The sequence below is a fragment of the Sulfitobacter brevis genome (assembly GCF_900112755.1).
Lineage (GTDB): Bacteria > Pseudomonadota > Alphaproteobacteria > Rhodobacterales > Rhodobacteraceae > Sulfitobacter > Sulfitobacter brevis.
The window spans coordinates 46,328-69,905 of the sequence record NZ_FOMW01000002.1; the positions used below are offsets into that span (position 1 = coordinate 46,328).

Here is a 23,578-nt window from a genome sequence, read left to right on the forward strand (position 1 = left end):
GGCCTCAGGCAGCTAGCGCTGCGGCAATCACCTCGGAATGGGCCTTGATCGCCTCCATGTCGCCCATCTTGCCGGGCGCTCGGAGGGATACCCCCTCATGGCGCGGCAGGATATGGAAATGCAGGTGAAACACCTCCTGCCCGCCTGCGGCCTCATTGAACTGCTGCAGGGTAATGCCATCGGCCGCAAAGCCCGTGACACAGGCATTTGCGACCTTGTTAACTGTCGCCATACAGGCCGACAACTGCGCAGGGGTGGCATCGAGCATATTGCGGCAGGGCGTTTTAGGGATCACCAGACAATGGCCATCCGCGCGGGGCATGATGTCCATGAAACAATAAGTTTCCGCGTCCTCATAGACCTTCACGCTGGGAATCTCGCCCCGCAGAATCTTGGCAAAGATATTCTGGCCATCATAGTCGGGCATGTTGCGTCTCCTTTCTGTCGCATGTCTCGCCTTGGTACGCCGAAACCCCTGCTCGCGTCGAGCGTCCCGCGCGCCCGAAGCCTGCAATAACGCAGCAATCGGGCGCGCGGGACAAATCTTGCTTCAAGCGTTCACGTCAACCACAACGCGGCCCTTGACCTGACCCTTGAGGATCTCGCCGCCCAACCGTGGCAAATCCGTGAGCTTAGCGGGCTGTACCATCGCTTCGAGCTTGTCCATGGGCAGGTCTTTTGCGATCCGCGCCCATGCCCGCAGCCGGTTATCATAGGGCTGCAATACGCTGTCGATGCCCAGCAGGTTCACACCGCGCAGCAAGAACGGGATGACCGTGGCAGGCAATCCCGCACCTCCGGCCAGACCAACCGCTGCCACCGAGGCGCCATATTGCATCTGCCCCAAGACCCGCGCCAGCATTGCGCCGCCGACCGCATCAATACAGCCGCCCCATGTTTCGCCTTCCAGCGGGCGCTTGACGGTTTCATTGATCTCGTCACGCGCCACTATTTGTGTCGCGCCCAAAGATTTAAGGTAATCCGCCATCTCGGGCCGCCCTGTCACAGCGGCAACCTCATGACCCAAAGACGCCAATATCGCCGTCGCGACCGAGCCCACGCCGCCCGCAGCACCGCAGACCAAGACCGGACCAGACTTGATCCCGTGATCTTCCAAAGCCATCACCGACAACATTGCGGTAAGCCCCGCCGTGCCCACAGCCATCGCCTGCCGTGTGTCCAACCCGTCGGGCAGTGGCACCAGCCAATCGGCGTTGACGCGTGCTTTCTGGGAATAACCGCCCCAATGCGCCTCTCCCACACGCCAGCCCGTCAGCACCACCTTGTCACCGGCTTTATAGCGCGCATCATCCGAGCTCTCGACAGTGCCTGCAAAATCGATCCCCGGCACATGCGGATACTTCCGGACCAAGCCGCCACCCGGCCCGATGCACAAACCGTCTTTATAGTTGACCGTTGAATACTCAACCGCGACCGTCACCTCACCATGCGGCAAATCATCCAAGCCGATCCGTGTCACCTCGGCGTGGGTTTTGCCGTCTTCGTCCTTGTTCACAACAAGTGCATTAAACATCATCGTCTCCTATCCGGGCTCAAGCCCCTGCTTCATTTTGCAAATTAAACTCATCCCCGCCCCACAACTGACACGTCGAAAGCGGGGTATCCTATGGCAAACCTAAATCCAGAAGTTCTCCCGAACAGTGGCGTCCAACATCCCCGCAGGTGTCTGAACTTGCACCACAGTCTCCGGATCCCAATGTGTCATCCGCACCATGCCAATCGCGACATTCATATTAAAATCAGGACTCCACGCCGCCGATGTGATCTGACCGACAGCTTTGCCCTGCGCGATCAATGGCCAAGGCCGATCGCAGCCCGGCACCGCATCGCCTTCAATCCTGATGGCGCGCACCTGTTGTACTGGCCCTTCCTTGGCCACCCGTAACAGAGCATCACGCCCGATACAGCCAATTGCCGTCTGGGTATCGCAGAACTTGCCCAAACCGCATTCATGCGGCGTGTTATCGTCGGTCATATCATTGCCATAGCTCAACAATCCGCTCTCGATCCGCTCGATCAGATTGGGGCAGCCTGCCCGAACATCAAGATCGCGACCTGCCTCCATCAGCGCGTTCCACAGTGGCATCCCGATATCGCTGCCCTCGACATAAATCTCGTAGCCACCCTGTTTGGAATAGCCCGACCGCGCCACCACCAGCGAGCGGCCCTGAAAACTGAACATGCCAAAGCGGAAGAATTTCACATCCCGCACCGCGTCCCCAAAGACCCGCGCCATCAAAACTTCGGCTTGGGGGCCCTGCACCGCCAGCGGGCTAACATCCGGCTCGTCGATCAGCACATCCAAACGATAACCGTTGGCAATACCCTTTACCCAAAGCATCAAGTCACTATCGGCGATTGAGATCCACCAACGGTCCTCGGCGAGCTTCACCGCGACCGGATCGTTCAACATGCCACCAGTCTCGTCGACGATGGGAATATAAAAACACCGCCCCGGCAGCATGCCCCGCAGATCGCGTGGCGTCAGCATTTGCATCAGCCGCGCTGCATCAGGTCCACGCAATTCGACCTGCCGTTCGCAAGCGACATCCCAAACCTGCACCGCAGATTTCAAGTGGCGATAGTCTTCCTGCACAGATGCAAACACCGTGGGCAGCAGCATGCGATTATAAACGGTATAGGCTTTGACACCTGCGGCTTCGACACCATCGGAAAAAGGCGTACGACGCACACGGCGCGAGGGAGAAATCAGTGCCATATTAAACCTTTCGGAAGCCAAGCTCGTGTATCGCGTTCACAGCCCACAAGCTTTGTTTCGCAGCAAATAAACATTTATCGCGTGAGATATCAGGCGTAGCATGCTGTTTCTAAAAAAAAACATACTACGCCCGTCTCATCAATCACTTAGCCGAACCGCTCCAGTCAATCGGGCAAATTTCGGCGGACATTCCGCCGAAGTCCCAAACGCGACCATAGTCCCGAACGCGGCTTTTGAGACCTTTCGCCGCGATAATATCCGGCCCCATCCAGTATTTGGAGTTGCTCACCATCACCGGATGATCGGCATCGGCACCGGCCAGCATCTCGATCTCGCCCTGAATTTTGCGCCCGATCATGATGGACCGTTTGGTGCCTTCGCGCACGATCTCAACCGGCGCACGCTCGGCACCGATAATCTCGCTGACCAACATGGTGAACAGCCCGGTGGTGCCGCCTGCCGCGCCGGAGAAGATTTGCAGTAACCCGTCAAACGCTTTTTCGCTTGCGCGTTCATCGACATAGGCGGCGACCTTCCAGTTGCCTTCGCCCATGCGGCCCGGAATATCGACCAATAGGCCGACATTGAGCCCCGACAGATCCTCGCCCTCAAAGTTGCCTTCGTCGATGGCAATGGCCATCCATGCGTGGCAATGGCCTTCTGTGGGCGGGTGCGCGCCAAGGCTGACCACGCAGGGGCAAAACACGGTGCAGGAGCAATTAAGAAAAAGCTCTCCCTTAATGGCCCAATTCGCAGGCGTCATATGCCCACGGCCCAATGCGGGTGCGGCGGCTTGTGTATCTGTCATTTTATCCTCCTGAGATAACGGGCCAGCCTGCCACAGCAATTGCGCCGAGGATCAAGGCAAAACCCATTGGTTTTATTACGTAATGTCCGATTTGGGGCAGTTTCTCGATGACCATGAACAAGGTGGCCAGCCCCATCCACGCAAGGTTCATCACCCCGCCGGCAAAGCCGAGCAGCATGAAACCCCAGCAGCAGCCGACGCAAAACACCCCAAGACCAAGCCCCATGCGCAAACCGCCCGAAAAGCCGGTGCGCCAGTGGCCGAGGAAATACATCATCGGCGAATGGCAAACCCCGTGGCACAGCTCCTTGGTGCGGGTGAACTGAAAGAGCCCAACCCCCAGCAACAAAGCCGCTGCAAACCAGCGCGACCTAGCAATGCCCAGCATATCAATCACGCCCCCAAACAGCAGCGCCAACTGCAGGGTGGCAATTACCGCCGCGAAGGCTAGCCACACGGTGAAATACCCGACCAGCACTCCCAACCATCCAGCACGGGTGCCGCTGGCGCTGGCAATCAGGTCCTCATAGCTGCGCAGGGTCGGGATCATGGTCGGCAGCATCATCGCCGCCATCATTGCGCCCCACATCACAAACAGCGGGCCGAACTGCGCCATCGGCATCGCCATCTCCATGCGCGGATCCATCCAGCGCATCCGCTCGCCCGTCGCATCAGGACGCCCCAGCAGATCAACGCCCATCTGTGCCGCCATGGAGTACATCATCCACCACGCCAGCAGCACCAGCCCGAAAAAGGCCAGCCAGAGTGATGAGCGCAAAACAGGTGTCATGATTTAACCTTGGCATTCGAGTCTGTTCCCTTCAAAGTAATGTCAGACAATTAAACGCCTCGCAAATATTAAATGTAAGACAAATGAAAATTGACCCTTCCAGCCCCGCCGATTTGTCGGCCCAGATCGCTGGCGCGATCCGCGATGCCATTATTGAAGGGCGTCTGATTGTTGATGAACGGCTGCCATCGGAGGCTGAACTATCCGAGCAATTCGCCGTTTCCCGCCCCACGGTTCGCGAGGCATTGAAACGTCTGGCCGCGCAATCGCTGATCCGCACCCAGCGCGGCGCGACCGGCGGTGCCTTTGTGAACCGGTTGAGCTTCGAGGCAGCACAGGCCCAACAAATCACCACTTCGATCCTGCTGCTGAGCATGAATGCCGTGAGCTTCGAGACCGCCTGCGAGGCGCGCTTTACGCTGGAGCGCGCTTGCGGTGCGCTGAGTGCTGCACGCCGTACCGCCGACCATCTGGCCTCGATGCGGGCCGAGATACATCGCCAAAGCCAGCCCGGTTTGACCGACGAGGCGTTCTGCGCCTCCGATGTTGCGTTTCACCGTGCTTTGGTCGATGCGGCAGGCAATCCGGTGCTGTCTTACCAGCTAGCCGGCGCCGTGGAGGCAATGCAGCCTTTAATGAATATGATCACCTTCACCGCCCGCGATCGCGCCCGCATCGTCGCCCTGCACACCGCCATCGCGGATGCCGCCGAAGCGCAGAACGGTGCGGCGGTAACGGACGGGCTGACCGCGCTTGAAGAGGAAACCAAACAGTTGGCGCAAGGAATTTTCGCGGCTCGCAAGCCTGCTGCCGCCCGATAGTACGCCGCGTAAACAGTTGAAAATCTTTGCGATTTTCCGGCTTCGGGCTACCGCGTGAGCTGCAACCGCAGTTCTGATGGGTCGAAACGGTCACAGGTCAAGAAATTTTCACAATTTAGTGTCATTTTCATATACATAACCCCGCCCCGAGGGCCTTAACTGTCGCTAAGTGAGGTCCGTCCCGGAGCGCCGGAGAAACAGACCCGTTGAGGCAGGTGGACGGAAGGAATTTTTTTGCAAGGTGCTAGCCGGAACGCCGCTTTAACTGACAGTGCGAAGAGGTGGCTGGTCATTAGTTTGATCGGTGGCATCCTGCTTGGCTTTGGCCACAAGATAGAGCGGCTCGGCTACCAATCCTACCTTAAAGATCAAGAGCTTGCCGCGACGATCCAGATGATTAACCTGCGTGAGCGGATTGAGGGCGAGGTGATGTCCCGCGTCCTTTCTATCAGCGAGCTAGCTGCGGTGATCAGCGCCCATCCGACGATCACCCAAGATGAATATGCCCGCCGCACCGCGTCGCTGATCGCCAACAACCCCGATATTATTTCTGTCGTTGCAGCCCCTGATCTGGTTGTAACGCTGGTCAGCCCTATTGCGGGCAACGAAAAAGTCATCGGACTGAATTACCGCGAAAATGCCGATCAATGGCCGCAGGTGCAGGCCGCGATGCGCAACAGTGACGGGCTGATGACCGGTCCCGTCGATCTGGTCCAAGGCGGTCGCGGTCTGATCCTGCGCAAGCCCGTGATGCTTGATAGTGCTGATGCAACAGGCGCGCCGCAGATCTGGGGCATCCTGTCGATGGTGATCAACTTCGACGCCTTTCTTAAGAACCTGAAAATATCCCAAGTCGACGAGAGATATGATATTTTGATCCGTGAGGTCAGCGAGGGCGCTGCAACCGGGCAGATCATGCTGGGCGATGTTTCCCTACTTGAAGACATGCCGATCATGATCGATTTCAGGTTTCCCTTTGGCCATTGGCAATTGGCTGCTGTCACCGAAGGCGGCTGGCCAACCCAACGACCGAACTTCGAAGGCCGCTGGATATTCCGTATTTCAATGATCGCAATCCTGATGGTCGGCACGCGTTTGATCATGCAACTTGCGCAAAAGCACAAGATCGCCGAAAGCCGACTTTCAAACGGCATTGAGGCGCTCGACCACGCCTTTGTCATGTTCGGCTCTAACGGCAAGATCGTGCTGCATAACAGCAAATACGCCCAGATGCATAATATGACCAAGGAAACGTTGACCAACACTACCTACCGCGACCTCGTCACCGACTCTGTGCACAAGGGTCTGGTCCCCGAGGCGATCGGTAACGAACAGCATTGGGTAGATAACTGGATCGACGGACGGGGTTTCGGCCACTACGTCACCGAGCAGCACCTATCGGACGGGCGGATTATCCGCACCTCGGACAAACGTATGCCTGATGGCAGTATTGTTGGCCTGCGGATCGACGTGAGTGATTTGAAGAACGCCCAGCTTGCCGCCGAGGCCGCCAACCGCGCCAAGACCGACTTTATGGGCGTGCTCAGCCACGAGTTGCGCACCCCGCTGACAGTTATTCTGGGTCAGGTCAGACTGGCGCGCAACATCAACCGCCTACCCGCACCACAATCGCTGGAAAAAGCCATCAAGGCTCATCCCGAGACCGAAGCCGAAATGACCCCCTTGGTAGACGGCGTCTGGGCCCAGATCGGCATGATGATGAATATGGCGGAGCGGTCAGGCAACCACTTGATGACGCTGATCAACGAGGTGCTTGATTTTGCCAAGATCGATTCCGGCAATCTGACGGTCGATCTCCAACCCGTTGAGGTCGCGACACTGGTCGCTACGACCGTCGATCAGCTGCGCCCGCTTGTTGAAAACAAGGGGCTGTCATTCAACATCGACGTACAGGACGCCCAGATCGAGGCCGATGCCAAACGCATCCAGCAGGTGCTGATCAACCTAATCAGCAACGCCACCAAGTTCACCGAAGAAGGCGAAGTCGGTCTGCGGGTCGAAGCTTTGCCGAAAGTCGTTACCTTTACCGTCTATGACACCGGCATCGGCATTCCCGAAAGCGAAGTGCAGCAGGTGTTCGAGCCGTTCCATCAGGTCGATTCCAGTGCGTCGCGGCGCCACAACGGCACCGGTCTGGGCTTGGCGATCTCGCGCGATATCGCGATTGCCCATGGCGGCAACATCAGTCTGAAATCCGAGATTGGCAAAGGCAGCGCGTTCCAGCTGACCCTGCCAAGGCTCGATATTGCTGATGTGCCCACCGGGGGCCGCGCCTCGCTGGCGGCTGGATAATCCGCAAAACACTATAAATGCTAAATCGCTATGCGTTCCTCCTGCACCGTCAGGCTTGATCCCGCTTGCGTGCGGATTAAGCTTTACCCCTGAAGTTTTTCCCCTCACACAGAACGCATGGAGTGTCCGGCATAGAAGGTTTTATCGCAAATTACGGGCTGATAGCCGTCTTTCTGGGCTGCTTTATCGAAGGCGAAACCGCAGCGATTGCGGGGGGTGTTATGGCGCACCACGGGCTGGTGCCGCTGTGGCAAGTGGCGGTGACAGCAGCGTTCGGGGCATTCTGCGCTGATTTTGGCATATTTCTTTACGCCCGCCGCCATCAGGAAAGCACTTGGCTGTTGCGCCAGATGTCGCGCCCGATTGTCGCGCGCACCATGGCACGGGTGAACGCCAATCCACACAGTCTTGCCAGCGTGTTCCGCTTTATTCCAGGCATGCGAATTGTCGGCCCAATGGTCTTGGCACAGTCCAAAATCCTGACCCTGCGTTTTGCTGCCCATGCCGCCGTATCAGCTGTGATCTGGGCGGTGTTTTACGCGGTCTTCGGCGTGGCAGTAGGTGAAATTCTCGCCCGGGTCCTTGGCAGCATGTCAGGCGCTTCCCATGTACTGATCGCGGCTGTGATTGTGCTTATTGTCGCGGGTGGCCTTGGGCTATGGCACTGGCGGCAGAAGCGCGCACCTTGATCGCGGGACTGGATTACAAGCCTTCCCCCTCTTCGCCGCACAGATATACCGATGCCCTCTTGAATTCACAGAACGCGCGGCCTAGATTAGAGGTGTCCTTCGGGACTATGGACATAAACGCGCTCGTAATAAGCGGTTCGGACCCGGGGGCGGTACCCGGCGGCTCCACCAAAACCCGTTCATTTGACGGTTCTGGGGTCGAAATAGGATCGACGAACGTCTAAAGGTGTAGCTTTGTTTCGGCTGACTGCCACCGTTATCGGCGTAAAATGTACAATTGCAAATGACAATCGTGCTCCAATGGCGATGGCCGCGTAAGCGACCGGAACTGTTGAAAATTAAGTCCTTGCGCTTAGCGGTGTAAGGCGGGGTTCGCAGGCACCTGGCAACAGAAGCCTGCACTTACTCCTCCCCCCAATTTTCTCGCAAACCTCGCGCCGCTTGCTGGTCTCGGTTGACGGATGCGTCTATTGACGTTCGGGCCGCCGCTTGGCAGGTTATCCGCATGGGGACCGCGATTGCCCCGTGAGGCTCCGGCCCAAGGATCGCATCCTGAAAATTGATCCAAGGATGCACGCTATGGCTGCCCCCAATGAAATGACTGTCCCGCAGCTCTTACGGCTGATCGGCACCCCCGACGCGCCGGTTATCATCGATATCTCGATAGATCCTGATCATGCGGAGGACCCCTTTCTGATACCGGGGTCGGTGCGGTACCCACACACCGATCTCGCTGGCCTCAAAGCGCACCTCGCGGGGCGACCCTGCGTGATCGTCTGCCAGCGTGGTTTAAAGCTAAGCCAGGGATTGGCGGCGCGGCTTCGGGCGGACGGGCTGCGGGCGGAGTATCTGTCTGGCGGCATGTATGGCTGGCGTGATCACGCGGAGACACTGCGCATTCCGGCCGCTGCCTTGCCCGAAAAGGTTGATGGTGCCACCCTGTGGGTCACCCGCCACCGCCCCAAGATTGACCGCATCGCCTGCCCTTGGTTGATCCGGCGCTTTATCGATCCGCAAGCGCGGTTTTTGTTTGTCTCCCCTGCCGAGGTTTCGGGCGTGGCCGAGCGGTTTGGCGCGACACCCTTTGATGTCGAAGGGGTCACGTTTTCCCATCGCGGGGCCAAATGCACCTTTGACGCACTGCTGGATGACTTTTGCCTGCACAGCGATGCTTTGAACCGCCTCGCCACTGTGATCCGCGCCGCCGATACCAACCGGCATGAGGACGCCCCCCAAGCGGCGGGGCTTCTGGCGCTTTCGGTCGGGCTATCGCGTCAGTACCGCGATGATCACGCCCAGCTTGAGGCCGGCATGGCGCTTTATGATGCGCTTTATCGTTGGGCGCGCGATGGCAGCGATGAAGGCCACGACTGGCCTGCGGACCGTGCAATATGACCGCGCCAAGCTGGGCAGAGCTAACACGGGTCTTTGGCCGCATCGGGTTGCTCTCTTTCGGCGGCCCTGCGGCGCAGATCGCACTGATGCACCGTGAGCTGGTCGAAACCCGCCCATGGCTGACCGAAAGCGCCTACCTGCGCGCTCTGTCGCTCTGCATGCTTCTGCCTGGCCCCGAAGCGATGCAGCTTGCAACCTATGCCGGATGGCGCCTGCGCGGCATCACTGGCGGATTACTGGCCGGGTTGCTGTTTGTCGTTCCGGGGGCGTTGATCATCGCAATGCTAGCTTTTGGATACGCCACCTATGGCCAGTTGCCGCTGGTGCAGGCTGCGTTTCTAGGGATCAAAGCGGCGGTGATCATTGTCGTTTTCGCTGCCCTGCGCAAAGTCGCAGCAAAGGCGCTGCACGGGGCTCAAGGCTGGATCATTGCCACGCTTTCCTTTCTGGCCCTGTTTGCCTTTGGCCTGCCGTTCCCGCTTGTTGTGATCGCTGCGGGCTTGTTCGGTATGTGGTTTGGCAAATCCCCTGCCCCGACGCCTGACACCACGCCGCTGCCACGGGCACACAGCCTGCGCACCCTTGCAATATTCGGCGCGCTTTGGGCCGCGCCTTTGGCGGTGCTCTTGGCGCTGGGGCAGGATTTCTTGCTGCAACTGGGGCTGTTTTTCTCAAAGCTTGCAGTCGTCACCTTTGGCGGGGCCTATGCGGTGCTGGCCTATATGACCCAAACCGTGGTGCAGGACTTCGGCTGGATCACCACCAACCAGATGATCGACGCGCTCGGGCTGGCTGAAACAACCCCGGGGCCGCTTATTCTGGTGACCGAGTTCGTCGCCCTGCTGGCCGGGTTCGCCCAAGCAGGCCTCGGCGGCGCGGTGGCAGCAGGGGTTCTGGCGCTTTGGGTGACCTTCACCCCGTGTTTCTTGTGGATCTTCCTTGCGGGGCCCTACATGGAGCGTATCGCGACCCAGCCGCGCCTTGTTAATGGGTTGCAGACAATCACGGCAGCAGTGGTCGGGGTCATTGCGAACCTCTCGGTCTGGTTCGCGTTCCACGTGGTATTTGATGAGATGCAGGTGCCCAAATGGGGGGCCATCCCCCTGCCCGTGCGCGACAGCTTCAATCCCGAAGCCGCGTTTCTAATGGCTGCTGCCGCGATTTTAATGCTGGTTTTTCGCCGCGGATTTGTCACCAGCATGCTGATCCTCGCAATTGCATCGCTTGGCCTGACGCTGGTTTAAAGTGGCCCCTTTTCCTCGCCGCCAAATGGGGTATGCTGACCCAGCGTGATGCGCAGATGAGGGGACTAAAATGAGCCGCAGCATAGATTATGGCAATCTCATGCACGAAGCCATGCGCGGATTGATCCGCAAGGTTTTGCTTGATATCGCCGACCGCGGTCTGCCCGGAAGCCATCACTTTTTTATCACGTTCGACACTTCGCATCCCGATGCCGAACTAGCCGACTGGCTGTCTGACCGCTATCCCAGCGAAATGACCGTGGTGATGCAGCACTGGTATGACAACCTTGAGGTGACTGACGACGGGTTTAAGATCACGCTGAATTTTGGCGACGCGCCCGAGCCGCTTTATATACCCTATGACGCGATCCGCACCTTTGTGGATCCTTCGGTCGAATTTGGCCTGCGGTTCGAGCAGCAAGAAACCGATGAAGCCGAGGGCGGTAAAGATTCCGACACCCTGCCGCAGATCGACGAGAGCGAGCTTGAGGTTGCTGAGGCGCCTGCCCGCGACGCCGAGATCGTCTCGCTCGATTCGTTCCGCAAGTAGTCGCGGCGTTAGCGCCACCCGCGATTGCCACGCCCCGCGCGGGGCGCTACACCGCCCCTGACGTTATATAGCCTCAGGAGCCGTGACATGGCCGATACCCGTACCGAAACCGACAGCTTTGGCCCGCTTGAGGTCCCCGCAGATAAATACTGGGGTGCCCAGACCCAACGCTCGATCCAGAACTTCCCCATCGGGTGGGAGCGCCAGCCTGTCGCGATCATCCGCGCGCTTGGTGTGATCAAAAAGGCCTGCGCCGAGGTGAACCTCGGCTTTGGCGATCTGGATGCCGGTCTGGCCCCTGCGATCCAGCAAGCAGCGCAAGAGGTCATCGACGGCAAGTTTGATGATAACTTCCCGCTTGTGGTCTGGCAGACCGGATCGGGCACGCAGTCGAACATGAACGCCAACGAGGTGATCTCGAACCGCGCGATTGAGATCATGGTCGGTGAGATGGGCTCCAAAAAGCCTGTGCACCCCAATGACCACTGCAACATGAGCCAGTCCTCCAACGACACTTTCCCGACCGCAATGCATATCGCGATTGGCATGGTGGCGCGGGACACGCTGTTGCCCGGTTTGCGCAAGCTGCATGACGCGCTGAACGCCAAGTCCGAAGAATTCAAAGACATCATCAAGATCGGCCGCACCCATACGCAGGACGCGACGCCGCTGACGCTGGGTCAGGAATTTGGCGGCTACGCCCATCAGGTCGCCAAAGGTATCGCGCGGGTGCAATCTTGCCTGCCTGACATCTACGAGTTGGCGCAGGGCGGCACGGCGGTTGGTACCGGGCTCAATACCCGCAAGGGCTTTGCCGAAAAGGTCGCCCATGAGATCGCCGAGATTACCGGCCTGCCCTTTGTCACCGCCCCAAACAAGTTCGAGGCACTGGCCGCCCATGACGCGATGGTGATGTTCTCCGGTTCCTTGAAAACCGTGGCCGCCTCGCTGTTCAAGATCGCCAACGACATGCGTCTGCTCGGCTCCGGTCCGCGCTCCGGTCTGGGTGAACTGATCCTGCCGGAAAACGAGCCGGGATCGTCGATCATGCCGGGCAAAGTGAACCCGACACAAGCCGAAGCGCTGACAATGGTCTGCGCCCACGTGATGGGTAACGACGCCGCCGTGGGATTTGCCGGATCACAGGGTCATTTCGAGCTGAACGTCTATAATCCGATGATGAGCTATAACGTCATCCAGTCAATGCAACTGTTGGGCGACGCGGCAAGCAGCTTCACCGATAATATGGTGGTCGGCACGCAGGCGAATATTGACCGGATTGACAAATTGATGAAAGAATCGCTGATGCTGGTCACGGCGCTGGCGCCCACAATCGGCTATGACAATGCCACCAAAGTTGCCAAAACCGCCCATAAGAATGGCACCACCCTCAAGCAAGAGGCCATCGCATTAGGTCTGGTGGATGCTGAAACATTTGATCGGGTCGTGCGGCCCGAAGATATGATCGGACCCAAATGAGCGCCCCCATTAACCTCAGCAAGGTCAAAAAAGAGCGTAACCGAGCCTCCCGCAAGGCCCGCTCTGACGAAAACGCAGTCCAGTTCGGCCAGTCGAAAGCGCAAAAAGAAGCGCTGAAAGCCCGCGCCGAACAGATCGCGCGCAACCTTGAGGCCCATAAGCGCGATAAATGAACGCGCGTCCGGCAAAAAGATCAGTGACACTGAAGGGCCACCGCACTTCTGTGTCACTGGAAGACGAGTTTTGGGTAGAGTTCCGCAGAATCTGTGCCCAAAAAGATATGCCGATCAATGCCTTGGTGGCTGAGATTGATGCAGATCGGGCATTAGAGACAGGGCTTGCTTCGGCGATTAGGCTCTATGTGCTGCGCGAATTAAAGAAAAATTTACTTTAGATATCTTATGGTCGATGCATGAATATGCATCCTTCTCCCATGACCCCCGAGGATTGGCTGTTGACGTTGTTTAACGACAGATCGGCTTGTCGAGGCAATATTGTCGAACGCTCGGTGCGCGATATCGATATGTTCGTCGGACGGGCCCGCTTTGAACGGGAACTGGTCCGTCGCGGCTATCAGGCTGTCGAGAATGCCGGACAGATTGTGGTGTTTTGCAACCGCGAACCAATCCGGCGGATCACCTAGCCGGCCATATAGAACCGGCTAGGAGTTTGAGAATGTTCGGCGTTTACGCGACGGAGGCGCGGTAGATCTTGTCGATGTTCGCACCTAAAGCAGTGTTAAACTCCGCATCGGTCATTTTAACATTAAGCCCTTCGGTCAAGGCGCGGCTGAACGAGGCGATCATCTTGGAGTTCTGCGCCAGACGTGTACAAGCCTCCTCGGTGGAATATCCGCCCGAAAGAGCGACCACACGCAACACATTGGCGTGGTCGGCAATCACATCGTAGGTGCCGGGCACCTCTGGGATCGTCAGTTTGAGGATCACCATCTCGCCCTCGGGCAGAGTATTCAAATGCCGCACCAGCGCGTCCCGGACCATTTCTTCGGCCTCGGCCTTGGTGTCGGAATGGATGTTCACTTCGGGCTCAATAATTGGCACCAAGCCTGCGCCACACACGATCTTGGCGATCTCGAACTGCTGGGCTACGACCGCTGCGATCCCTGTCTCGTTCGCCTCGTGAATGACAGAGCGTTCTTTGGTGCCGAAGATACCTGCTTTGACGGCACGGGCCAAAAGCGCATCAAGCTCCGGCATCGGCTTCATCGTCTGCACGCCGTTGGCAGTATCTTCTAAACCTTTGTCAATCTTCAGAAAAGGTACGACACCCCGGTCTTCCCAGAGCAGTTGGGCGACAGGCTTGCCATTGATCTCGTCATCCATCGTCCGCTCGAACAGGATCGCGCCAATAACTTTCTCGGACGTGAAATCATCGGCCAAAATGATGCGTGCGCGCATATCATGCACGGCTTTGAACATTTCCGCGTCGCCGGAATAATCTCCGGGTTCGACGCCATAAAGGCTCAACGCTTTAGGGGTCGATCCGCCCGATTGGTCCAGAGCCGCAATAAAGCCCTTGCCGCTTGCCATTTGATTTTTCTGATCTGCGTTCAATGCCATATCGTGACCGTCCCTAATGATTCCGCTTTTGAAGGTGTTTAATTCAATCTGCACGAGGACGCTAGCGCCGCTCCAGCCGGAGCCATATTCCTGCCTGTGACCGCACAGTGAGGTGCGCCACCGGTACAGGTACGCGGTCGGGGTCGGCAATCACCCGGTAATCGCGCAAAATCCGCGACAGGATCAACTGTCCCTCGACCATTGCAAACCCCGCCCCCGTACAAACCCGCGCGCCTGCCGAAAACGGAATATAGGCCTCACGACCGCATTTCTTGCCGTTCTCGGTCTGCCAGCGGGTCGGATCAAATCCGTCGGGATTGTCCCATAGCCGCGTGTGTCGGTGCAGGTGCCACGGGCTGATCACCAATTGCGCACCGACGGGCACCTCGCGGTCGCGAAACTGTTCGGGACAGGTGGTTTCCCGCACCATCATCGGCACTGGCGGATAAAGCCGCAGCGCCTCGCGGAACACGTCACGGCTGAGCCGAAGCTTGGACATCACGGCAAAATCGCAGCGATCCAGCGCTTGCGCCTCCTCGGCCAGACGGTCCTGCCACTCGGGATGCGTCGCCATCAGATACAGCGTCCATGCCAGCGCCGATGCGCTTGTTTCATGGCCCGCCAAAAAGAAGATAGCGACCTGATCGACCATCTCGTCGGTGGTAAATTTCTCGCCGGTTACCGGATCCGCAGTGGTCATGATCTTTGTCGCCAGATCGTCAGGCGCGATGCCAGCGTCGATCTCGTCCATGCGCGCGGCAGTCAATTGGGTGATCAAATGCCTGATCCGCGCCGCACTCGCCTTGGTGCCGCGCTTGAAAAACCTCGGCATCCAGCGCGGCAACGGAATAAACGCGGCAAGGTTCAACAAGGGCTGTGAGCGTTGATAGGTCTTGAACTCGTCAAAGACGTCGCGGGCCAGATGGTGGTCGATGGGGATGGAGAACAGGGTGCGAAAGATTACGTCGGCTGCGGCATGGCTGGTTTCAGCCTCGATCTCAAGGGTGGTGCCGACATGCGCGTCCAGCCGCGCGGCAGCGGCCTCAGCGGCATCCCAGATCGCGGGGAACGTGTCGCGCAGGCGCCCGCCTTCAAAAGCCGGATTAATGATCCGGCGCTGGCGTTTCCATGTCTCGCCATTGGTCAGAAACACTGAGTTCCCCAAAAGCGGGCGCAGCCCTTCGCCGATACGGTCAGACTTAGGGAAATCATCGGGGCGTTCTTTCAGCACAGTTTTGATCAACTCGGGCTGGTTAAGCAGATAGCTGCGGAAGAACGGGGTTTTGAACTCCGCCATCCACGCGCGATAAAGCCGTGCCGGTTGGGCGGAGAGCAGGTCGGCGCGGAACAACTTGGCATAACGCCAAAGCGAGACCTTGTCGGGCCGGCTGGGCGGTTTCGGAGGCTGGGTCATGCGGCAACAAATGGGTATTTGTTGACCGCTGCCTCGATCCGCGATTTGGAAGGCGCGCGGCCGGCATAGCGCGCCGCCAAAGTCATCGGACCTGCTGTAATCTGGAAGTAGTCGTAGTCTTTTGGCCGGTCAAAGGCGCAAAGGTATTGAAAATGCAGGCGGAAAAACCGCCACCGAAGCTCTTTCCACCGCGCCGCACTTAACGATTGGGTAAAGGCGGCTGAAAAGACCAGCGGCCATTTTTTCCCCTCGGGAGCCACGCCGCTCACCGCTACGGGATCACACAGCGCAAAGGCGCAGCCGTCTCCGGGCGCGGTGACGTCCACCCATGTCAACTCATCGCGGGTGCACAGATATTGAAGGTCCGCCCGCAAACGATGGGCCTTTGGTAGAAACGAAACCATCGGGACAACCTGCCCCAACGACAGAAATGACAGAACCGGCCCGCTTGCGGACGCTCTGCCTTGACGGATCAGATCGGCGAGAATCGACACGCCCAGATGCGCGCCGGAGGAATGGCCGACAACCAACACCTCTTGGGAATTCTCGGACAGCGCCGCAGCTATGGAATCCGCAAATTGCGCCATCCGTGCCTCAAGCTCAGGGGGATTGGCCCCGTTTGTGGAGGCCGAATAGGCGTAATCGTGCATCAGGTAGTAGGCGAAAAACTTACCGTCTTTGCGTTTGAACCACCGCAGGATCAGCGGCACGATCACAGCAGCGGCGAGTAAAGCAGATGCCGTAGAAATCCATCCGGCAAGCGTCTCTGAAAGAACAAGTTTGGCGATGTAACCGACCGCTTCGGCAATACCCCAGCCAACCAGCGCCGCAATCGCCAACGCGAGGGCAAGCTGCAAAAGTAGCATGCCAACCGGATAAAGCGCTGCAATCACCGGACCTTTGCGCAGCTTCATCAACCGGCCCATAGCGCCTGACGAGATGTAGACCCAAGCGGTGCGCAATAGCTGGGCATAGGTGGCGGGGATCGATGTGCTCATACTGTTGCGGACAATATCTGACCAGACCAGTACTTCTACTTCAGCCTTAACATCAATACCGTCAATCAAACCATTGACATGCCAACCGTAATTTCCGCCTGATTTGCGCGGCTTCAATCCGATTTCATAGCCGGATATTGCCGCCTGCGCCTGCCCCTCCTTGCGGTACAGTTCGCGGTAGCGCCTTGGATGAATCGGGTCATAGCCAGGGATGTAAAACACCCTGCGTCTGGTTACCGGATCTGTGATCTGCCCTGTCATGGCCAAATTCTAGCGGCGTTTCTAGCCGAGAGTAAGGCGTTTTTCAGCCCTCATTAGCACTGGCTGAACGCCGTGCTATTTCAGCCCAGAACCCCGAGTGCTGGAAAGACCTCCAGCAGCCAGAACGAGAAGGCCGAGAAGGCGCCCGTCAGCAGTGCCACGCCAACGATGATCAGCAAAATGCCCATCACGCGCTCAATCAATTGCATGTGGCGTTTAAGGCGGTTCATCACGCCCATGGCGCGGGTGATGAACATCGCTGCCAGCAGAAACGGAATACCCAACCCGGCGGCATAGATGCCCAAAAGCAAGGTCCCGCGTGAAACCGAAGCCTCGGAGGCCGCAAGGCTGAGAATCGCGCCCAACTGCGGGCCAATACACGGCGTCCAGCCGAAGGCGAAGGCCAGCCCGAGGATATAGGCGCCGAAGGACGACCCGCCTTTGTCTCCCGCTTCCACCCGCATTTCGCGGTTCAGGAACGGGATGCGGAAAACGCCGAGAAAGTGCAGGCCGAACAGGATAACAACCGCCCCCGAAATCCTCGAAAAAAGCACTTGGTTTTGCAAGAAGAACGAACCGAACAGCGAGGCGGTGAACCCGAGGATCAAGAACACTGTGCTCAAGCCTAGCACAAAGAACAGCGCTGCAATCACCGCCCGACGCCTCGCAGCCGAGACGCTGGACATATCGCCCAGTGAAACGCCGCTCATATAGGCCAGATAGGGTGGCACAATGGGCAGGACGCAGGGGCTGAGAAAGCTGATAATCCCCGCCATAAGTGCGACGATCATGGCAGGGAGAAGGCCTGCATCTATAAGTTCAATACCAAACATAACCGCATGCTTAGTCTTCTTGCTGCCCGCCGTCACGCCCTGCGTTCTCACAAGGTTGTGGACGCAGTGTAACATCCGAGGTATCTGGCGTTTATGACCATTCATGATCTTGATGCCACGGGGCTTTTGTGTCCGCTTCCAGTCCTGAAAGCGCGCAAGCGTTTGCAACCTCTGGCGGCTGGCGACATCTTAAAATTACGTGCCGATGATCCCGCAGCGGTGATTGATGTGCCGCATTTTTGCGCCGAGGCGGGCCATACATTGGTCGAGACGCAGGATGAAGGTGCGGCGCAGGTTTATTTGATCCGCAAGGGCGGCTAGAGAGACCGCGCTTGCACTGACAGGGGCTTTGCCGACAGCCCTACATACTGCACTCTGCGCAAGAAACCAGCTGGAAATTTTCTCCCCCCGATAAAAGACAAAGGGGGCAGCCAAAGCCACCCCCTCGGTTCATTCTATATATCGCGAAGCTTACCCGCCGAGCGACCACCAGCCCTTACGGCGTGGCTTTTTCTCGACCGGCTTGCTCTCGGGCTCAGGCTCGACCGCTGCTGCGGGCGCTGGGGCAGGTTCAGGCGCTGGGACAGATTCTGAAGGTGCCTCTGTCGCGACCGGTTCAGGCGCGCTTTGCTCGACCACAACAGGCTCGGAACGAGCCGGCTCCGGCTGTGCCGGTGTGGTTTCAACTGCCGCAGTCTCGACTGGTGCCGCTTCAGTTGGAACAGGCTCTGCCGCGACGGGTGTCGGCGCGGTGTCGCCCTGCGGCGCAGCTTCCTCAATCACGGCAGCTTTCGGCTTTGCACGGCTGCGCGATGCACGCGGCTTGGGCTTGGGCTTCTCTTCGCCCTCTGCTGTCGCCTCGGCTGCGTCCTCGGTCTTCGCTGCGGTCTTGGCTTTGCTGCTGCGCGAGCGGGTCGATTTGGCCTTGGGTTTTGGCTTGGCCGCACCCTCATCCCCTTCAGGAACGGGTTCGGCAGCTCTAGCGTCGGCCTCTGCTGCTGGTTCAGATGCCTGCACGTCCTGCGTTGCTTCTGACGCCTCAACCTTCTTCTTCGCACTGCCGGAGCGTGACCGGCTGCGGGTTGTCGGCTTTGGCTTGCTGGCAGCAGCCTCGCCCGATTGCGCTTCAGCGGAAGCCTCTACAGGCTCGCCATCACCGGCATCTGCGGTTTCGGACTGCGCGTCATTGCGGTTGTCACCGTTTTGCTCGTCACGATCGCCGTTCTCGCCGTTGCCGTTCTCGCCGTTGCCGTTCTTGTTCCGGCCGCGGCTGCGGCTCCGCCGACGACGGCGGCGCTTGGGTTTACCCTCACCGTCTGTCTGCTGGCCATTCTCGTCTTGCTGATCTGACGATTGCGACTCCTCTGCAGCTTCGGTCACGACCTCGTCTGCGTCTTCGTCTTCTTCTTCGTTGGCTTCATCTTCGTCGATTTGATCCATCAGCGAGGTATCCACCGACACAACATGAGCGACGGGTGCAACCACGCGGGTTGCTGTCTTGAATTTCTCGATGTTGAAATCAGGGCTGATCAGGCTGGGGTCGCCTTCAATCCGAACCGAAAGCGTATAGCGACCTTCGATATGGGCGATATGCTCACGCTTTTGGTTCATCAAGAAGTTAGCGATGCCGACCGGACAGGTCACCAACACTTCGCGTGAACGACGGCGCGTGCCCTCTTCCTCGATCTGGCGCAGGATCGACAGCGCAAGGTTGTCGTCCGAGCGGACCAGACCAGTGCCGTGGCAGGCATGGCACGGCTGGGTCGTTGCTTCGATCATGCCGGGGCGCAGACGCTGGCGTGACATTTCCATCAAGCCAAAGCCTGAGATCCGGCCAACCTGAATGCGGGCGCGGTCGGTCTTGAGCTTGTCTTTCATCAGTTTTTCAACGGCGGCGTTGTTCTTACGCTCGTCCATGTCGATGAAGTCGATGACAATCAGGCCCGCAAGGTCACGCAAACGCAGCTGACGCGCCACTTCGGCGGCAGCCTCAAGGTTGGTCTTGGTCGCGGTTTGCTCGATCGAGCCTTCTTTCGTGGCGCGGCCCGAGTTCACGTCGATAGCGACCAGCGCTTCGGTCACACCGATCACGATATAGCCACCCGAGGGCAGTTGAACCGTCGGATTGAACATCGCGCTCAGATAGCTTTCGACCTGATAGCGCGCAAACAGCGGCAGGTTTTCCGAGTAAAGCTTCACGTTTTTAGCATGCGATGGCATGATCATCTTCATGAAATCTTTGGCGATGCGATAGCCGCGCTCGCCCTCGACGAAAACCTCGTCGATGTCACGGTTATAAAGATCGCGGATCGACCGTTTGATCAGATCGCCCTCTTCGTAGATCTTGGCCGGCGCGATGGATTTCAGGGTCAGTTCACGGATCTGTTCCCACAGCCGCTGTAGGTACTCGTAGTCGCGCTTGATCTCCGCCTTGGTGCGCTTGGCGCCGGCGGTGCGCACAATCAGGCCAGCGCCCGCAGGCACCTTAATCTCGTTTGCGATTTCTTTGAGCTTCTTGCGGTCAACGGCATTGGTGATCTTGCGGCTGATACCACCGCCACGTGCCGTATTGGGCATCAAGACGCAATAGCGGCCTGCCAGCGACAGATAGGTAGTGAGCGCCGCGCCTTTGTTGCCGCGCTCTTCTTTAACAACCTGCACCAGCATGATCTGGCGGACTTTGACGACTTCCTGAATTTTATAACGCTTGGCGCGGGGCTTGCGCACAGGGCGCAGGTCTTCGGCGTCATCTTCATCCGCAACGGATTCGATGCTGTCGTCCTTGGCCGCGGCGTCATTGCCTTTGGAGATTTCTTCCTCGGCGTCGTCAGAGCCGTTCTCGTCGCTGTCGTCTTCATCCACGCTGGGTGTATCAACCGGCGATTCCGCTACCCGCTCCATAGGTGAGGAGGCAACCTCGTCCCCGACTTCGACTTCATCGTCTTCCGTCAGATCGACGGTTTCCATGCCCTCGATCTCGGTGCTGGCGGTGGCGTCGTTGCTGCGGGTGTCTTCAGCCTTGGAGGACGAACGGCTGCGCGAGCGCGACCGTGAGGAGCGCTTGGGTTTGTCTTCGCCATCTTCCTTGGCGGCCTGCGCTTCAGCATAGGCACGCTCTTCCTCGAGCAGCGCCCTACGGTCTGCGACGGGGATCTGGTAATAATCGGGGTGAATTTCCGAAAAGGCGAGGAAGCCATGACGGTTTCCGCCATAGTCCACAAAAGCAGCCTGCAGCGAGGGCTCAACCCTTGTCACCTTGGCGAGGTAAATATTGCCAGCTAGCTGGCGTTTGTTTTCCGATTCAAAGTCAAATTCCTCAACTTTGTTTCCGTCTACGACAACAACACGGGTCTCTTCCGCGTGCGTTGCGTCGATAAGCATTTTCTTAGGCATAAATCCATACTGCACAGCACCCGCGAAACGGCGGACCCAGGGGGTGCCCCGGTTCGTGATGTGTGACTTGTCAGGGCGATGGGGGACGCGGGCGCGACGGGGCCTGAAAAGGCCCTTATCCGTCTGCTCAATGCTGTGGCGCGCGTCATCGCGGTTCTTCTCCGGCGTAAAGAGCGGCAGTGCCGTTTCACACCCATTATAAACTGTGTCACCTACAGGGCTTGCCTGATCAGTTCGTCAGCGGTTCACTGGCCGTTTCCGGCCCAATCGGTCTGCTTTGCGCCCGTTTTGCGGGCCTGCAAGAGCAGCGAATCTCTCTAAGGAGGGTCGACACGCATCGGCATCGACAATTCCATCCCCCTAGTTAAGTGCTTTGGCGGTCAAATGACAATGGGCAATTATCGCAAAGCCTACCAATTGGCCCTTATGACCGCGATCGCTTGACAAGGCGGCGGCTGGGCGAAACATTTGCATTATTGCGCCGCAGCACCTTTCGCGCGGCATTTATTGCTATTTGACGGCACCTGGTGAAGGCACCGTTGGCCACAAGGATTTACAGATTATGCCAATCTTCCGCCCTGCCCTTGCCTGCCTCGCCTTGATTGGCCTTGCCGCCTGTGACGAAGTCGCCGTTGCGGGGGACCCGGCCGCGTTGGCCGACGTGCGCGGGCAGAAAAGCTGTGTAGCGGCAGTGGCCGATCACACCGGCATCGCAGGCGCCAGCATCAATGCCACCATTCCAGTGATCGAGCTGAACCGTTTTATCGTGAATGTACCCAATGGCAGCCGCTGGACCTGCATCACCGATGCGAACGGCACAGCGACCCAGATCGTCGAGCAGCAAACCGGCTGATAGATGGGCATAGAGTTTACCTTAAAGGGGCCGCGCGTTGCTTGACACGCGGCCCCTTTTTAACCGCCAGCTATGAGCAGCCTTACAGGTATTCCGACCGCTGCAGGCCATACTTCGCCATCTTTTCATTCAACGTCCGGCGCGGCAGGCAAAGTTCGTCCATCACGTTGGCAATAGAGCCCTTGTGACGGCGCATGGTGTTGTCGATCAGCATCCGCTCAAAGGCTTCGACGTACTCTTTCAACGGCTTTCCTTCTGTGGTCATCACCGGCTGCATCTCGTCATGATCCGACATCAACAGCGAAGCGATCGTGCCCGAGCCGCGCCGCGATTGCAGCACCGCGCGTTCCGCAACATTGATCAACTGGCGCACGTTACCCGGCCAAGGCGCTTGCAACAGTTGCGCCGCTTCCTGCGCCGAGACCTGCGGTGCTTCGCAGCCGTATTCATCGGCGAACTGATCGCTTAGACGCGTAAACAGGGTAAGGATATCCTCACCGCGCTGGCGCAGTGGCGGCACGGTGATCCGCAAGGCGGCAAGGCGGTAAAACAGATCCGAGCGCAGCGCATCTTCCGAAGTTTGGCCCGCTTCTTGCAGGTTGGAAATCGCGACAATCCGCGTCTCGGCGGGTGTGCCCTGCTCGTTGATCACACTCAGCAGGCGCGCTTGAAGGGTTTCGCTCAAAGCTTCGATGTCTTCGAGAACCAAGGTGCCGCCACGGGCTTCCTCAATCGCAGGCAATTGCGCGTCTTCGGGCTGCATCGGACCGAACAAGCGTTTGCTCAGCGCATCTTCCTCGAACGCCCCGCAGGACACCAGAACGAACTTTTTACCAGCGCGGCTGCCCACGGCATGTAGCGCATGGGCCACCAAGGTTTTACCCGTGCCAGTTTCGCCATCAATCAGCACATGGCCGTCGGCCTGCCCCAGATCGAGGATATCCTCGCGCAACCGCTCCATCACCGGAGACTGACCGATCAGCTTTTTCATTAACTGGCCGCCGTCTGACAGCTCCCGACGCAGGGCGCGGTTGTCCATCACCAAACGGCGCGCATTGGTGGCCTTCTTGGCTAACTCGCTCATCCTGTCTGGGTTAAAGGGCTTTTCGAGGAAATCGAATGCGCCCACGCGCATCGCTTCAACAGCCATTGGCACATCGCCGTGGCCGGTGATCATAATCACCGGCAGCGCACTATCGTTGCCCATCAATTTCTTAAGAAACTGCATGCCATCCATGCCCGGCATCTTGATGTCGGAAATGACGATACCGGGGTAATCCGGCCCCAAGATCTTCAAGGCTTCCTCGGCACTTGCAAAGGTTTCGGTGTCATAGCCCGAAAGGGCCAGCCACTGGCTGATGGACTGACGCATGTCCTGTTCGTCATCGACAATCGCGATCTTCATTGCCTGTGCCAT

Annotated in this window: 23 protein-coding genes and 1 other RNA gene; 13 read left to right on the forward strand and 11 right to left on the reverse strand. The window is 58.4% G+C overall.

Features of this window, described 5'->3' with window-relative positions:
* Positions 1 to 4: 4 nt before the first annotated feature.
* The 5 genes from BM174_RS02690 to BM174_RS02710 all read right to left on the reverse strand — a co-directional run bounded on the left by BM174_RS02690 (position 5) and on the right by BM174_RS02710 (position 4,338).
* Positions 5 to 427: an HIT family protein gene (locus BM174_RS02690; RefSeq protein ID WP_093922300.1), complete on the reverse strand. Its 423-nt coding sequence runs from the start codon at positions 425 to 427 to the stop codon at positions 5 to 7.
* A 123-nt stretch (positions 428 to 550) separates the two neighbouring features.
* A complete protein-coding gene (gene acuI / locus BM174_RS02695) occupies positions 551 to 1,534 on the reverse strand; it encodes an acryloyl-CoA reductase (RefSeq protein WP_093922301.1) in 984 nt (327 codons plus the stop codon).
* Between the two features lie 102 nt (positions 1,535 to 1,636).
* Complete coding sequence (locus BM174_RS02700) at positions 1,637 to 2,740, reverse strand: dimethylsulfoniopropionate demethylase (RefSeq protein WP_093922302.1); 1,104 nt, start codon at positions 2,738 to 2,740, stop codon at positions 1,637 to 1,639.
* Between the two features lie 142 nt (positions 2,741 to 2,882).
* Entirely contained in the window at positions 2,883 to 3,548 is a 666-nt protein-coding gene (locus BM174_RS02705; protein WP_245766246.1) for a DUF1326 domain-containing protein, read from the reverse strand.
* 1 nt (position 3,549) lies between these two features.
* Positions 3,550 to 4,338, reverse strand: a complete 789-nt coding sequence (locus tag BM174_RS02710) for a DUF2182 domain-containing protein (protein WP_093922303.1) — start codon at positions 4,336 to 4,338, stop codon at positions 3,550 to 3,552.
* An 83-nt stretch (positions 4,339 to 4,421) separates the two neighbouring features.
* Here BM174_RS02710 and BM174_RS02715 point away from each other — a divergent pair, with 83 nt between their 5' ends.
* The 11 genes from BM174_RS02715 to BM174_RS02765 all read left to right on the forward strand — a co-directional run bounded on the left by BM174_RS02715 (position 4,422) and on the right by BM174_RS02765 (position 13,472).
* Positions 4,422 to 5,159, forward strand: coding sequence for a FadR/GntR family transcriptional regulator (locus BM174_RS02715; protein ID WP_093922304.1), 738 nt, complete (start codon positions 4,422 to 4,424; stop codon positions 5,157 to 5,159).
* Between the two features lie 297 nt (positions 5,160 to 5,456).
* Entirely contained in the window at positions 5,457 to 7,472 is a 2,016-nt protein-coding gene (locus BM174_RS02720; protein WP_093922305.1) for a sensor histidine kinase, read from the forward strand.
* Positions 7,473 to 7,594: 122 nt separating this feature from the next.
* Positions 7,595 to 8,161: a DedA family protein gene (locus tag BM174_RS02725; RefSeq protein ID WP_093922306.1), complete on the forward strand. Its 567-nt coding sequence runs from the start codon at positions 7,595 to 7,597 to the stop codon at positions 8,159 to 8,161.
* A 55-nt stretch (positions 8,162 to 8,216) separates the two neighbouring features.
* Positions 8,217 to 8,564: a transfer-messenger RNA gene (gene ssrA, locus BM174_RS02730) on the forward strand.
* Between the two features lie 176 nt (positions 8,565 to 8,740).
* A complete protein-coding gene (locus BM174_RS02735; RefSeq protein ID WP_093922307.1) occupies positions 8,741 to 9,556 on the forward strand; it encodes a chromate resistance protein ChrB domain-containing protein in 816 nt (271 codons plus the stop codon).
* Positions 9,553 to 10,800: a chromate efflux transporter gene (gene chrA, locus BM174_RS02740; RefSeq protein WP_093922308.1), complete on the forward strand. Its 1,248-nt coding sequence runs from the start codon at positions 9,553 to 9,555 to the stop codon at positions 10,798 to 10,800. The genes BM174_RS02735 and chrA overlap by 4 nt, the downstream gene beginning before the upstream one ends.
* Positions 10,801 to 10,870: 70 nt before the next feature.
* Positions 10,871 to 11,350 (forward strand): SspB family protein, encoded by a 480-nt coding sequence (locus tag BM174_RS02745; RefSeq protein WP_093922309.1) that lies wholly within the window; start codon positions 10,871 to 10,873, stop codon positions 11,348 to 11,350.
* An 87-nt stretch (positions 11,351 to 11,437) separates the two neighbouring features.
* Positions 11,438 to 12,829 carry a class II fumarate hydratase gene (gene fumC / locus BM174_RS02750; protein ID WP_093922310.1) on the forward strand — a complete coding sequence of 464 codons (1,392 nt, stop codon included), beginning with the start codon at positions 11,438 to 11,440 and terminating at the stop codon, positions 12,827 to 12,829.
* The gene (locus BM174_RS02755; RefSeq protein ID WP_093922311.1) at positions 12,826 to 13,002 is read left to right on the forward strand and encodes a DUF4169 family protein; all 177 of its coding nucleotides are present in this window, start codon (positions 12,826 to 12,828) and stop codon (positions 13,000 to 13,002) included. The genes fumC and BM174_RS02755 overlap by 4 nt, the downstream gene beginning before the upstream one ends.
* Positions 12,999 to 13,223, forward strand: a complete 225-nt coding sequence (locus BM174_RS02760; protein ID WP_093922312.1) for a ribbon-helix-helix domain-containing protein — start codon at positions 12,999 to 13,001, stop codon at positions 13,221 to 13,223. Before BM174_RS02755 ends, BM174_RS02760 begins: the two co-directional genes overlap by 4 nt.
* Positions 13,224 to 13,262: 39 nt before the next feature.
* Positions 13,263 to 13,472, forward strand: coding sequence for an N-(5'-phosphoribosyl)anthranilate isomerase (locus BM174_RS02765; protein ID WP_245766247.1), 210 nt, complete (start codon positions 13,263 to 13,265; stop codon positions 13,470 to 13,472).
* Between the two features lie 43 nt (positions 13,473 to 13,515).
* Here the strand turns inward: BM174_RS02765 and BM174_RS02770 are convergent, their stop codons facing one another.
* The 4 genes from BM174_RS02770 to BM174_RS02785 all read right to left on the reverse strand — a co-directional run bounded on the left by BM174_RS02770 (position 13,516) and on the right by BM174_RS02785 (position 17,915).
* Complete coding sequence (locus BM174_RS02770) at positions 13,516 to 14,409, reverse strand: fructose bisphosphate aldolase (RefSeq protein ID WP_093922606.1); 894 nt, start codon at positions 14,407 to 14,409, stop codon at positions 13,516 to 13,518.
* 61 nt (positions 14,410 to 14,470) lie between these two features.
* Complete coding sequence (locus tag BM174_RS02775; RefSeq protein WP_093922314.1) at positions 14,471 to 15,823, reverse strand: cytochrome P450; 1,353 nt, start codon at positions 15,821 to 15,823, stop codon at positions 14,471 to 14,473.
* Positions 15,820 to 17,082 (reverse strand): hypothetical protein, encoded by a 1,263-nt coding sequence (locus BM174_RS02780; protein WP_093922315.1) that lies wholly within the window; start codon positions 17,080 to 17,082, stop codon positions 15,820 to 15,822. The genes BM174_RS02775 and BM174_RS02780 overlap by 4 nt, the downstream gene beginning before the upstream one ends.
* Before the next feature lie 80 nt (positions 17,083 to 17,162).
* Positions 17,163 to 17,915 (reverse strand): cytochrome c biogenesis CcdA family protein, encoded by a 753-nt coding sequence (locus tag BM174_RS02785; RefSeq protein ID WP_093922316.1) that lies wholly within the window; start codon positions 17,913 to 17,915, stop codon positions 17,163 to 17,165.
* Positions 17,916 to 18,008: 93 nt separating this feature from the next.
* On the opposite strand from BM174_RS02785, the gene BM174_RS02790 reads away from it, so the two are divergent.
* Positions 18,009 to 18,236, forward strand: coding sequence for a sulfurtransferase TusA family protein (locus BM174_RS02790; RefSeq protein ID WP_093922317.1), 228 nt, complete (start codon positions 18,009 to 18,011; stop codon positions 18,234 to 18,236).
* 150 nt (positions 18,237 to 18,386) lie between these two features.
* On the opposite strand, the gene BM174_RS02795 is transcribed toward BM174_RS02790, so the two are convergent.
* On the reverse strand, positions 18,387 to 21,308 hold the full coding sequence (locus BM174_RS02795) for an Rne/Rng family ribonuclease (protein WP_093922318.1): 2,922 nt from the start codon (positions 21,306 to 21,308) through the stop codon (positions 18,387 to 18,389).
* Between the two features lie 562 nt (positions 21,309 to 21,870).
* Here BM174_RS02795 and BM174_RS02800 point away from each other — a divergent pair.
* Complete coding sequence (locus BM174_RS02800; protein WP_245766248.1) at positions 21,871 to 22,161, forward strand: hypothetical protein; 291 nt, start codon at positions 21,871 to 21,873, stop codon at positions 22,159 to 22,161.
* Positions 22,162 to 22,243: 82 nt separating this feature from the next.
* Here the strand turns inward: BM174_RS02800 and BM174_RS02805 are convergent, their stop codons facing one another.
* Complete coding sequence (locus BM174_RS02805) at positions 22,244 to 23,578, reverse strand: sigma-54-dependent transcriptional regulator (RefSeq protein ID WP_093922319.1); 1,335 nt, start codon at positions 23,576 to 23,578, stop codon at positions 22,244 to 22,246.

Coding starts and splice junctions, on each gene's coding strand:
- BM174_RS02690 (WP_093922300.1), bottom strand. CDS start 427: ATGCCCGACTATGATGGCCAGAATATCTTTGCCAAGATTCTGCGGGGC.
- acuI (WP_093922301.1), bottom strand. CDS start 1,534: ATGTTTAATGCACTTGTTGTGAACAAGGACGAAGACGGCAAAACCCAC.
- BM174_RS02700 (WP_093922302.1), bottom strand. CDS start 2,740: ATGGCACTGATTTCTCCCTCGCGCCGTGTGCGTCGTACGCCTTTTTCC.
- BM174_RS02705 (WP_245766246.1), bottom strand. CDS start 3,548: ATGACAGATACACAAGCCGCCGCACCCGCATTGGGCCGTGGGCATATG.
- BM174_RS02710 (WP_093922303.1), bottom strand. CDS start 4,338: ATGACACCTGTTTTGCGCTCATCACTCTGGCTGGCCTTTTTCGGGCTG.
- BM174_RS02715 (WP_093922304.1), top strand. CDS start 4,422: ATGAAAATTGACCCTTCCAGCCCCGCCGATTTGTCGGCCCAGATCGCT.
- BM174_RS02735 (WP_093922307.1), top strand. CDS start 8,741: ATGGCTGCCCCCAATGAAATGACTGTCCCGCAGCTCTTACGGCTGATC.
- chrA (WP_093922308.1), top strand. CDS start 9,553: ATGACCGCGCCAAGCTGGGCAGAGCTAACACGGGTCTTTGGCCGCATC.
- BM174_RS02745 (WP_093922309.1), top strand. CDS start 10,871: ATGAGCCGCAGCATAGATTATGGCAATCTCATGCACGAAGCCATGCGC.
- fumC (WP_093922310.1), top strand. CDS start 11,438: ATGGCCGATACCCGTACCGAAACCGACAGCTTTGGCCCGCTTGAGGTC.
- BM174_RS02755 (WP_093922311.1), top strand. CDS start 12,826: ATGAGCGCCCCCATTAACCTCAGCAAGGTCAAAAAAGAGCGTAACCGA.
- BM174_RS02760 (WP_093922312.1), top strand. CDS start 12,999: ATGAACGCGCGTCCGGCAAAAAGATCAGTGACACTGAAGGGCCACCGC.
- BM174_RS02765 (WP_245766247.1), top strand. CDS start 13,263: ATGACCCCCGAGGATTGGCTGTTGACGTTGTTTAACGACAGATCGGCT.
- BM174_RS02770 (WP_093922606.1), bottom strand. CDS start 14,409: ATGGCATTGAACGCAGATCAGAAAAATCAAATGGCAAGCGGCAAGGGC.
- BM174_RS02775 (WP_093922314.1), bottom strand. CDS start 15,823: ATGACCCAGCCTCCGAAACCGCCCAGCCGGCCCGACAAGGTCTCGCTT.
- BM174_RS02780 (WP_093922315.1), bottom strand. CDS start 17,082: ATGACAGGGCAGATCACAGATCCGGTAACCAGACGCAGGGTGTTTTAC.
- BM174_RS02785 (WP_093922316.1), bottom strand. CDS start 17,915: ATGTTTGGTATTGAACTTATAGATGCAGGCCTTCTCCCTGCCATGATC.
- BM174_RS02790 (WP_093922317.1), top strand. CDS start 18,009: ATGACCATTCATGATCTTGATGCCACGGGGCTTTTGTGTCCGCTTCCA.
- BM174_RS02795 (WP_093922318.1), bottom strand. CDS start 21,308: ATGCCTAAGAAAATGCTTATCGACGCAACGCACGCGGAAGAGACCCGT.
- BM174_RS02800 (WP_245766248.1), top strand. CDS start 21,871: ATGCCAATCTTCCGCCCTGCCCTTGCCTGCCTCGCCTTGATTGGCCTT.
- BM174_RS02805 (WP_093922319.1), bottom strand. CDS start 23,578: ATGGCACAGGCAATGAAGATCGCGATTGTCGATGACGAACAGGACATG.